Below are 406 nucleotides of genomic sequence, written 5' to 3'. Positions count from 1 at the left end.
GTGCGAAGACCGCGCGGTCAGCATGGGCTGCAAGGCCGAACTCGTGCGCGGCGATGCCATCCTGGCGATCCGGCCCGAATACATGCCGATATCGGGCGAGGCGGCGGATGGCGAGAATGGCATCGCCGCTACCGCCACCAACTCCACCTATCTCGGTGCTGCGACGCGGCTCGACCTGACGACACGGCAAGGCGCCAAGGTTACCGTCTCGGTGCCGAACGAGGTGGCGGCCGCAGCGCTCAGCAAGGGCAATTCCGTCTGGCTCACCTGGCCGGCGGAAAAGGGTTTCCTCCTTCCGCATGGAGGGCAATGACGACGGTGTGGCGAAATATCGCTCCACCGCTTTCCGGCACTATCAACAACAAAAAAGGGGAACTGACATGACACATGACACCAAAAAACGAGC

At 62.3% G+C, this 406-nt stretch carries 1 protein-coding gene; it reads left to right on the top strand.

All coding sequences use genetic code 11. The features are described 5' to 3' along the window. The coding region (locus EOD07_RS37335) for a TOBE domain-containing protein (RefSeq protein ID WP_127238562.1) at positions 1–313 on the top strand (313 nt) is incomplete at its 5' end. Positions 314–406: the final 93 nt, after the last annotated feature.

The organism is Mesorhizobium sp. M2C.T.Ca.TU.002.02.1.1 (assembly GCF_003997225.1).
The sequence above is the reverse complement of the archived record's forward strand: the minus strand, read 5'-3'. Positions and strand labels throughout refer to the sequence as shown.